The organism is Streptococcus sp. oral taxon 058 str. F0407 (assembly GCF_000235485.1).
Taxonomy (GTDB): domain Bacteria; phylum Bacillota; class Bacilli; order Lactobacillales; family Streptococcaceae; genus Streptococcus.
This window is the reverse complement of record NZ_JH378887.1, coordinates 376,048-386,620: the sequence shown is the minus strand read 5'-3', so window position 1 is coordinate 386,620 and position 10,573 is coordinate 376,048. Positions and strand designations below refer to the sequence as shown.

Genomic DNA, 10,573 nt, shown 5'->3' with positions numbered 1-10,573 from the left:
TCCCTAATGGGCCTGTGTACTCCGGCACTTCATGGACTGCCGCCTCAACAGCATTAACTCCGCCTGTGTATTCTGACTTCTCGACTGTCGGAGCTGGCTCTTCACCTGCTGTCCCGAATGGGCCTGTGTATTCAGGCTTCTCGACTGTCGGTACTGGCTCTTCGCCGGATGTCCCTAATGGGCCTGTGTACTCTGGCTTATCTACTGTCGGTGCTGGCTCTTCACCCGCTGTCCCTAATGGGCCTGTGTACTCTGGCTTATCTACTGTCGGTACTGGCTCTTCGCTGGATGGCCCTAATGGGCCTGTGTACTCCGGCTTATCTACTGTCGGTGCTGGCTCTTCACCCGCTGTCCCTAGTGGGCCTGTGTATTCAGGCTTCTCGACTGTCGGTGCTGGCTCTTCACCCGCTGTCCCTAATGGGCCTGTGTACTCCGGCACTTCATGAACAGCAGCTTCACTTCCGTTCATTCCATTTGAAAGCTTAGCCCCTGAAAAAGAGACTGGTAAATTATGCATACTTTCAATTGCACCTTCTGCCAGACCTGTAACTTTTTGTCCCATATCCTCTGAATCCACTGTAAATAGGAGGGTTTTTGTGTCATACTGGGTCATGAAGCGTGCTGTTTTACCATTTGCCAATTGAAGGGTTGGAGCCTTGTTGACCAATACTTCCGAATCAAACTCCATCGCAAGAATGCCTGGCCATTTTTCAATCGCGTATTTCACTTTTGCTTCTTTAGGAGAAATCCAATCCTTGGTCAAGAAATCCCAGTTGAATTTCTTATAGGATAAAGTATAATCGTTTTGATTGCCATCCGCATGCTCATAAAGCAAACCATATTCGCCATTTCCGAGATCTTGGAGTGAGTTGTAAGCAAACTTACCACTTTGTATAGGATTGTGTTTAAGCCATGTCAACTCACCATTCTCCTCAACACGAGCCAGATGAACTAAACCATTGTTGCGTCCAGGACCACCAGCATTGCTGAGTAGAATGTATTCCTTTCCTTCATGCATGGTGTGAATAGCGGACATTTGAACATAAACGTCCTTTACTTGAGGATAACGTTTGATTTCCTTATCCCACGTTGCTCCCCCATCATGACTGGTCGCAACCTGAAGATCGCCAGTCAACCCACGCATAAAGAGCTTGAGATCCCCATTATTCAACTGAACAACAGTTGACTCCGTATTTTGAGCGCCTGGATTATTCATAGTTGAAGAGTGAATGGTTTGGTTGCCTACTGGACGGTTATCATTAACTGCTTCCCCTGCTTGCCATGTTTCTCCATGATCATCTGAATAAATTACACGAGATGATTGAGAACCACTTAGGTAGGAAACGTTGTTTGTTGTATAAACTGGAATCACCAGTCTTCCCTTATGAGGCCCAGTACGCAAGGCAATCCCCGTACCAGGTCCAGTTCCTAGGAAGTGCATCCAATCTTTCCGAATCCCATGCGTAATATCTTTTGGTGCAGACCAAGTCTTCCCATCGTCATCACTATAGGACATCCATAGGTAGTTGGTATTGGAAACTCTAAAAATATTCTTCTCACTATACTCAAAATAAATATTTCCGATTAGCTCATTCCCTTTATACAAATCTCCCTTATCGCTATAGGCTGGTTTTTTAGGGTCAACGACAACACGGTAATCTGTCTTTCTATTTTGAGGGTCGAAAACCTCTCCGTTTTCTCGAATCGTATAGCGACCTGATTCTCCTTGCTTATATAAAACTTGATAAACTTTATCTCCCACTTGTTCATAAGCCTTCGGAGCTTGCCCCGGCAATGAAAATACTGCCTTACTTTCAAGGAACATGTCATAAATTGCAAAAATTCTCTTTGTTTCAGGGTCTTGCACCAAGGCCATATCAATATTGACTGGAGATGGCCAATCTGCATGTTTAGCGTGCTCATTGTCACGAGGATTTGAGATTACGATTCGGTCTCCCCATGTTTTTCCATTATCTGAGCTGCGACGAACAACCATCCCAATATCTCCCCAGTCAGAATGGTGCAAACGTCTTTCATCTGTTCCAGCAATCAGTGTTCCTTTATCTGTCTTGAGAAGAGCTGGGATACGATAACTCTTGATACCATCTTTATTTGGTTGATTGTTCCTACCACCTTCAAAGACGTCTTCTTTCTCAGTGACTTTTGCGCCCTCAGGAAGTTTCTGTTCCAATTCACCTCTTTCAAATAATTGACTCCGTGTTTGAACTTCATCTGGGCTTAAAGCACGATCATAGACAGTTAGGTTTCGAACTTGTAGGTTTGAGGCCCAAACTGTTTTATTGCCCCGTTTGGTTGCTCCAAGTTGAGCTTGATTAACATCTGGCATATCTTTGATGAAGTTACCAGATTTTAGACTTGTTCGAGATAAGACACCGTTCACATAGAGACGAACTCGACCATGAGGTAACTCCGCTGTCGGTTGTTCGACAGTAAAGGTTACGGAATTCCATTGTCCAGGGCGAACTTTCAAAGGAGCATCTGTATACTTATCATAGAACTGCTCCCCGTTAGCGCCTCGCCCTTCAATCAAGGCAGTATTATTAAGAACAGACATCGTAAAATACTCATTTTCTTTTTTATCACTTGATACTGAAAATAGGTTGTAAAATGATGGTGCGTTTGCGTCTGGCTTAAACTCCATATGAACTGTAGCATTTTGAAGTTTCTTTAGTTTGTCTAGTTCACTTGACAAATCAACTCTCTTACCATTTGCTGCATTTGTTTCAACATCTTCTTTTTCAAGGACAGGATTGGCATTTTTTAAATCTCTTGAGTAATAGTCACGAGGAATAGCTCCCTGATCCTCTGCTTCTTCTTCCTTATTTGCTTCTTCTGCAGGGGTTTCCGTAGAGGATGGAGTTTCTGATTCTGCACTCTCATTTTTTTTCAGGTGATCTTGGTCCACCTCAACGCCATGGTCTTGAGCAGCTACCAATTTATCCGCCAAGTCCTTATCCAAATGAGCAAGATTTCCTGAAGACACTTCTTTTGGTAACTCTGATAAACCTTGGCCTTGACCAGATTCGACAGTTTCTGTATTAGCTCCTGCTGCATTGGCTTGTTCTTGAGCTAAGACTGGATTTACTCCAAATACTACTGTACCAATCACTACCGATGCCGCCCCAACTGCAAATTTTCGAATTCCGTATTGCTGTTTCCGATGTAAAGATTTGTAATTCATATTTGTCCTTTCATTTTTCATAAAATAAAGCGCTTTCTTTTTTTCTTAAAATTTTTAGTTCCTCCAACTAAACAAGTAAAAAGAAAGTAATCGACTGAATGAGACCTCCCATTCTCCAAACGTCCACTGTTCTTATTCTCTGACCAAACAGCGGAAAGTTTCCTCCTTTCGCATAATACCTTTCCCTCATTATACAATAAACTTTGAACTTTATAGCTAAATTGATATAGAATAGATTTTACTTTCAAGAATAATTTAATATTTTAAATTTACAAAAAGTACTTTCAGGGATTTTGATATAAAAAAGAGAGCTAGTGCCCTCTCAAAGTTATTATTTTACATAGGAAAAAGGAATCTCACTGCCACAGAGCCAGTTGTAGACTTGGTCATTGACAAAAACATTCATGGCTTCGTGAGCATACTCTGGCATGATGCGATAGGTCTTGTCGCAGGTCAGACGGTTGTAAATCGCAAACTGGGTAATGGGATAGCAAACATCATCGTCCAAGCCCGTAATCATCTTGACCTCACCCTTGATACGATGGGCAAGATTTTTCACATCGATATAGGCAAGGGTCTCCATGATTTCCTCCTCTGTTTCATGGAAGGGATCGTGAAACTTGAAATAACGGAAAAGTTCATCATAGGCCTCACTAGTATTGCCAATCTCAAGCACTCGTCTAAAGTCTGACAAGAAGGGATAAATGGCAACTGTTTTCTGAATCCGTGGATTGAGCGCTGCTGCAACCAGAGCTAAAGCCCCTCCTTGTGAAGCACCATAACTAGAAAGTCGCTTCTCATCAATCTCAGGCAGACTGGCAACAATTTCAACCAACTGGTAAATATCCAGATAGACATCCTTATAAAAGAGGTGGTCCCGACCTTCCACAGCACCACGGATGATATGCCCCTTCACAGTATTTCCAAGAGGAGAACGCAAGCCGTCTTGCGAATAGCCCGACTGGCCACGAACGTCCATAGAAACAACACCGTAACCAGCCACAGTGAAGGCCAGCATATCGGCCCAATCCCAACCACGTCCCATATAGCCGTGAAAATGGAAAATTAGCGGAACTTTTCCCTCAGTCTTTGGAAGGACGACGCGTGCATAGACCTTGCCTTCATTAGTTCCCTCAAAAGTGAGCTCAAAGCACTTGACTCGGGGAATGTGGAAATCTCTTTCCTCCAACTGGTAGGCTGGAAGAGTGGAAACTTTTTTTAATTCCTCATCCCAGAAAGCATCAAAGTCTTCTGGAACCTCATCCCGTCCTTTATAAGTCTTAATTTCTTCTAACAAAGCTGGATTTTTCATAGCATGCTCCTTTTATTTTGTAATCGCTATCATAACTGTAGCATATCTAGAAAAGCAATGCAAGAAAGAAGGGTAATACTCTTCGAAAATCAAATTCAAACCACGTCAGCTTCGCCTTGCCGTACTCAAGTACAGCCTGCGGCTAGCTTCCTAGTTTGCTCTTTGATTTTCATTGAGTATAAATAGATAGTGATTTTAGATTCTCCTCACTCAAACCTATCGTCTGAAAGTAGTTTTAAAACAAAAAGAGCGTTTCCGCTCTTTGGTTATCAATAGGTCCTAGCTCCTTTCTCTTGTTTGAAGGTTTGAAATTTCTTTTGGTAGGTCACTTTAATCGTCATATGAGAGTCCTCGTTTCTTTTTGATGACTCTAGTATAAGACCTAAATCTAAAAGCTAGCTTATAGATTTCTTAGAAAAGGCTTAATCCAGATGTTCTCTCTTTTCTAGATGGAGCGCAATCATGCGCCATTCTGGATCCTCTTTCCAACCTTCTATCGAACTAATATAGCTGGCAACCTTTCTGGCTTCTTCTAAAATCGGAAAATCTTCGATAATATCAGCCACTTGAAACTCTGGTAGTCCTGACTGTCTAGTTCCAAAAATCTCACCCGATCCGCGCATTTTCAAATCTTCCTCCGCAAGGACAAATCCATTAGTCGTTTCTGTCATGATCCGCATGCGGTCCTTCCCTGACTCAGTCTTGGGATTGGCAACGAGAACAGCATAGGACTGCTTGTCTCCCCGACCGACACGACCTCTGAGCTGGTGAAGCTGGCTGAGACCGAACCGATCAGCATCCATGATAATCATGACGGTCGCATTTGGAACATTGACCCCAACCTCGATAACAGTTGTAGATACTAGAATATCCGTTTTTCTCTCTTTGAAATCCTGCATGATCTGGTCTTTATCGTCACTCTTCATCTTACCATGTAGGAGAGCCACTTCTGCCTTGCCTACAAAATGAGCTGTCAACTCCTCTGATAAGGCAATGGCATTTTTCAGATCCAGAGCTTCTGATTCTTCAATCAAGGGAGAGATGACATAGGCTTGAGAACCTTTTTGGATTTCCCCCTCTAACCAAGTCAGCACCTGAGGTAATTGCTCATGCTTGATCCAACGCGTTACAATGGGTTTCCGACCCGCAGGCATCTGGTCGATAATGGAAACATCCATATCCCCAAAGGCTGTGATGGCCAAGGTTCGTGGAATGGGAGTCGCCGTCATCATGAGGACATCTGGGTTGTCCCCTTTTTCCCGTAAAATACGCCTTTGCCCCACACCAAAACGGTGCTGCTCATCAATGATAATCAAACCAAGACGAGCATAATCCACCCCATCCTGAATCAGAGCATGGGTTCCGATGATAAAGTCGGCCTCACCCTTTGCTATGGTCTCCAAGACTTCTCTTTTTTCTGCAGCTTTCAAGGATCCTGTCAAGAGAGCGAGTTTCAAGTCTGGAAAGAGACTCTGTAGACTTTCAAAGTGTTGCTCTGCTAGGATTTCTGTCGGTACCATGAGAGCAGACTGGTGCCCAGCCGTCACTGCCGCAAACATAGCCAAGCCAGCTACTACTGTTTTTCCGCTTCCCACATCTCCTTGTAAGAGTCGATTCATGTGGTGATCGGATTTCATGTCGGCCAAAATTTCCTGCAAACTCTTTTCCTGAGCTGGGGTCAGGACAAAAGGAAGATTTTCTTTAGCAGCTGTCACCTTTTCCTGAGACCAATTCAGAACCAGACCACTTCCATGAATTCTATTTTCAGACTTGAGCGTCTGCAACTGCATTTGGAAGTAAAAGAGTTCTTCAAACTTGATACGACGAAGGGCCTGCTTGTATTCTGCCAAATCCTTAGGAAAATGCATAGCGCGAACAGCCTGGCAACGGGACGTGAGTTTGTATTTATCAAGTAAAGACTGGGGAAGGTTCTCCTCAATCAAGAGGTCCAATCCCTGATCAAAGGCTGTCTTAATGACCTTAACCAAACTGGCCTGACTGATTCCCTGAGCCAGACGATAGACAGGCTGGAGGTCATCTTCCACCTGAGCTAGAACCTTCATCCCAGTCAGACTAGCCTTGGCACGGTCCCACTTCCCAAAAACAGCAAGGGTTGCTCCCAACTCTATCTTATCTGCTAGATAAGGTTGGTTAAAGAAATTAACCGCAAAAACGACTTCTCCCTGTTTGAGACTAAAGCGTAGACGATTACGCTTAAAACCATAATACTGGACACTGGCAGGAGTCACTACCTGACCAGACAGAACAGCCTTTTCACCATCTTCCAAGTCAAGGACTTGCTTGGTCTTAAAATCTTCATAACGGAAAGGAAAGTAGAGCAAGAGATCTTGCAAGTTTTCAATTCCTAGTTTGGCGTACTTCTCTGTTGACTTTGGTCCCACACCAGGTAAGACATGCAAGGGTTGATGTAGATTCATGCTCCCCCTCCTTTCTTTGCTTTAATAATATTCTCGTGGAATACGGTCGCTGAGAAGGCAAACCACCTCATAGTTAATAGTCCCACGGTAGGTCGCTACCTGAGTAGCTGTGATTTCCTTATCTCCGTCGGAACCAATCAAGGTTACCTTGGTTCCGAGTGGGTAAACCTTAGACAATCGAATGGTGATTTGGTCCATCGAAACCCGACCGACGATTGGGCAAGCTTGCCCGTCTACCAAGACGGAGAAATTCTGCATGTCTCGTGTCCAACCATCCGCATAGCCGATTGGTACGGTCGCGATGACTTGCTCGCTATCCGCCTGATAGGTGGCTCCATAGCCCATGCAAGCTCCGGCTGCAACTGTCTTGACATGGACCAGAGCAGACTCCAAACTCAAGGCTGGTGTCAGGTCATAAGGCAAGTCCAAGACCTCTCCGCTGGGATTGAGACCATACATGGCATCTCCCATACGGACTGCATTGAAAATAGTCTCTGCATGCCAAAGAGTCGTTGCCGAATTGCTGGCATGTACTAGCTCTGGCACTTCCTTCATGCTTGCTAAAATAATCTTAAAGTGTTCTAACTGCTTATTAAAGTAGTCATCTGATGCTTCATCTGCAGTCGCAAAGTGGGTAAAGATTCCCTCAACACGCGCACCGTGTTGTTTTAACAAATCTTGAGCCTCTTCAGCCTCACCGGCCTCTCTAAAACCAATCCGTCCCATTCCTGAGTCAATCTTGAGGTGAACCGATAAGCCAGCTAGGTCAGCACCAGTAGCTAAGAGTGCTTGAATCCACTCCAGTCCTGCCACTGTCAAGGTGATGTCATATTCTTTAGCCAGGGAAACAGCTTCTAGCTCAGAAACTCCTAAAATGAGGATTTTCTTGTTTATCCCTGCTTGGCGCAACTCAATAGCTTCATCAATATTGGAAACGCAAAATCCATCAACATCATCTTGGATAGCCGTTGCAACAGCTACCGCCCCATGTCCATAAGCATTAGCTTTGACTACTGCAAATTTGAGCGTACCATTAGGGATATGAATCCCCATTTGATGGATATTTTTTCGAATAGCTCCTAGCTGAATGAGAGCCTTGGTTGGTCTATGTGGACTAGCTTTCATGATTTTCCTCCAAAATGACACTGGCTGTCACAAACTGATCTGTATGGCTGATTGACAGCCAAATCTTTCCTGAAAATGGCGCCTGACTAAAATAGGGAGCCCCTCTTTCATTGTTCAAGACTTCCAAATCCTGAAAGGTCAGTTTACCAATTCCTGTCCCCATAGCCTTGGAAAAAGCCTCCTTAGCCGACCAACGACCTGCCAAATATTCGATTTGTCTGCGCCCTTTGAGACTGGTAAAGCGCTCCATTTCTTTAGCGGTCAGCACGCGCTTGGCAAATCCTTCATGTCGTGTAACTGCGCGTTCTATCGAAGCCAATTCTTCGATGTCAATTCCATGTCCAACTATCATACTCATAAAAGGAGCTGAGATTCCCCCAACTCCATCCTTTTCACTTATTTTGTTAAGGTAGTATAAATTTCTTCTACCAAGGCTACTGTATTTTCCCAACCTAGACAAGGGTCGGTAATGGAGCAACCAAAGACCTCTGGTTGATTTTGGCGACCATCTGCTAGGTAAGATTCAATCATAAAGCCTCGAACCGTCTTCTTAATCTTTTCATTCCAATCACGATTCAGCAAGGATTGGCGAACAATGCGAATTTGTTCCATATACTGCTTGCCTGAATTGTCATGATTGGTATCGATGATGATGAAAGGATTTTCAAGTCCCATGGTCTCATAACGGTTGATAGCATTTAAAAGGGTTTCATAGTAGAAATTGGGTTCATTTTTGCCGTATTCATTCATGGCACCACGAAGGATAACGTGGGCCAAGGGATTTCCTGAAGTTTCCACTTCTTGACCATGGTAAAGGAAGGTTTGCTTATTTTGAGCAGCATAGATAGCATTAAACATGACCCCAAGGTTCCCAGATGTTGGATTTTTCATCCCAACTGGAGCATCAATCCCAGACGCTACAAAACGGTGCTCTTGATCTTCCACCGAACGAGCTCCAACTGCATGATAGCTGACCAAATCATCAACCAAAATGAGATTTGACGGATAAAGCATCTCATCAGCCGTCGTTAAGCCCGTTTCAGTAATCACACGGTAGTGGAGCTGACGAACTGCCTGCAAACCATTGATGAGACTAGGAGCCTCGCTAGCATTTGGCTGATGAATCATGCCCTTATAGCCATCTCCGTTGGTACGAGGCTTGGCAGTATAAACACGCATGACGATAAAGATTTTATCCGCAACTTTTTTCTGCAAGTCTGCTAAGCGACGAGCATATTCGAGCACTGCTTCTTCATTATCCGAAGAGCAAGGCCCCATCACCAAAAGGATTCGATCATCCTCACCTGAGATGATGGCTGCCAACTCTCGATCACGAGCTTCCTTATAACGCAATGCTTCAGGTGACAGCTGAGTTGCAGCCTTGATTGCTTCAATATCTATTTCTTGACCTTTTTCGATAAATGCCATCTTATTCTCCTAGCGTTTGGTAGATTTCACGAACAAGTGCTTCTGTATTGTCCCAGCCTAGACAAGGGTCCGTGATAGACTTGCCAAAAACTTCAGGTTCATTTTGACGCCCATCTTCCAGATAGGACTCAATCATAAAACCTCGAACGTATTTTTTGATTTTCTCATTCCAGTCACGGTTGATCAAGGTCTGGCGAACGATACGGATTTGATCCATGTACTGCTTGCCCGAATTGTCATGATTGGTATCGATGATGATAAAGGGATTCTCCAAGCCCATCTTTTCATACTGATCAATGGTATCCATCAGATTGTCATAGTAATAGTTGGGGATATTTTTCCCATATTCATTCAAGGCACCGCGAAGAATGGCATGAGACAATGGATTCCCAGTCGTTTCCACCTCTTTGCCGAGGAAGAGGAAACTCTGCTTGTTTTGCGCTGCGTAAATCCCGTTAAACATAACATTGAGATTTCCAGATGTTGGATTTTTAAATCCTGTTGAGAAATCTGCTCCGCTCGCTACAAAACGGTGCTGTTGATCCTCAACTGAACGAGCCCCAACAGCCATATAAGAAATCAAATCATCCACCAGCGGAAGATTTTCAGGATAAAGCATCTCATCAGCAGTTGTCATACCAGTCTCGGTAATCACACGATAGTGTAGCTGACGAACAGCCTTGATTCCATTGATCAAGCTGGGTGCTTCTTTAGCATTTGGTTGATGAATCAAGCCCTTATAGCCATCTCCATTGGTACGGGGTTTAGCCGTATAGACACGCATGACCATAAAAATGCGGTCTTTGACCTCTTCTTGCAAGGCAGATAGACGCTTGGCATACTCGAGAACCGCCTCCTCATTATCAGATGAACATGGTCCAATCACCAAGAGAATACGCTGGTCTTCTCCACGGATGATGGCTTCCAATTCCTGATCACGCTGGTTTTTTCTCGCAAGAGCCGTCCCCTCTAATTTAGACAAAGCGCGAACTTCTTCAATGTTAATTTTAGGACTTTTAGCTGTAAATACCATGATTCATCTCCTTATAAAGCAAACGGACACCAAGC

At 44.1% G+C, this 10,573-nt stretch carries 7 protein-coding genes; all 7 read right to left on the bottom strand.

The annotated features are described in order from the left end of the window. The coding region (locus HMPREF9184_RS03480) for an SIALI-17 repeat-containing surface protein (protein ID WP_232196694.1) at positions 1-3,202 on the bottom strand (3,202 nt) is incomplete at its 3' end. A gap of 331 nt (positions 3,203-3,533) precedes the next feature. After that, positions 3,534-4,514, bottom strand: a complete 981-nt coding sequence (locus HMPREF9184_RS03475; protein ID WP_000795092.1) for an acetylxylan esterase — start codon at positions 4,512-4,514, stop codon at positions 3,534-3,536. 422 nt (positions 4,515-4,936) lie between these two features. Then, positions 4,937-6,952, bottom strand: coding sequence for an ATP-dependent DNA helicase RecG (gene recG / locus HMPREF9184_RS03470; RefSeq protein ID WP_001048797.1), 2,016 nt, complete (start codon positions 6,950-6,952; stop codon positions 4,937-4,939). A 21-nt stretch (positions 6,953-6,973) separates the two neighbouring features. Continuing rightward, a complete protein-coding gene (gene alr, locus HMPREF9184_RS03465; protein WP_000648096.1) occupies positions 6,974-8,077 on the bottom strand; it encodes an alanine racemase in 1,104 nt (367 codons plus the stop codon). Continuing rightward, positions 8,067-8,429 carry a holo-ACP synthase gene (gene acpS, locus HMPREF9184_RS03460; RefSeq protein ID WP_033585944.1) on the bottom strand — a complete coding sequence of 121 codons (363 nt, stop codon included), beginning with the start codon at positions 8,427-8,429 and terminating at the stop codon, positions 8,067-8,069. The genes alr and acpS overlap by 11 nt, the downstream gene beginning before the upstream one ends. Positions 8,430-8,473: 44 nt before the next feature. Next, positions 8,474-9,505: a 3-deoxy-7-phosphoheptulonate synthase gene (locus HMPREF9184_RS03455; RefSeq protein ID WP_000864034.1), complete on the bottom strand. Its 1,032-nt coding sequence runs from the start codon at positions 9,503-9,505 to the stop codon at positions 8,474-8,476. Position 9,506: 1 nt separating this feature from the next. Beyond that, a complete protein-coding gene (locus tag HMPREF9184_RS03450) occupies positions 9,507-10,538 on the bottom strand; it encodes a 3-deoxy-7-phosphoheptulonate synthase (protein WP_000232200.1) in 1,032 nt (343 codons plus the stop codon). Between the last annotated feature and the right edge of the window lie 35 nt (positions 10,539-10,573).

What these genes read in the sequence shown, in the direction of transcription:
- HMPREF9184_RS03475 (WP_000795092.1), bottom strand. Translation starts at nt 4,514, where the DNA reads ATGAAAAATCCAGCTTTGTTAGAAGAAATTAAGACTTATAAAGGACGG.
- recG (WP_001048797.1), bottom strand. Translation starts at nt 6,952, where the DNA reads ATGAATCTACATCAACCCTTGCATGTCTTACCTGGTGTGGGACCAAAG.
- alr (WP_000648096.1), bottom strand. Translation starts at nt 8,077, where the DNA reads ATGAAAGCTAGTCCACATAGACCAACCAAGGCTCTCATTCAGCTAGGA.
- acpS (WP_033585944.1), bottom strand. Translation starts at nt 8,429, where the DNA reads ATGATAGTTGGACATGGAATTGACATCGAAGAATTGGCTTCGATAGAA.
- HMPREF9184_RS03455 (WP_000864034.1), bottom strand. Translation starts at nt 9,505, where the DNA reads ATGGCATTTATCGAAAAAGGTCAAGAAATAGATATTGAAGCAATCAAG.
- HMPREF9184_RS03450 (WP_000232200.1), bottom strand. Translation starts at nt 10,538, where the DNA reads ATGGTATTTACAGCTAAAAGTCCTAAAATTAACATTGAAGAAGTTCGC.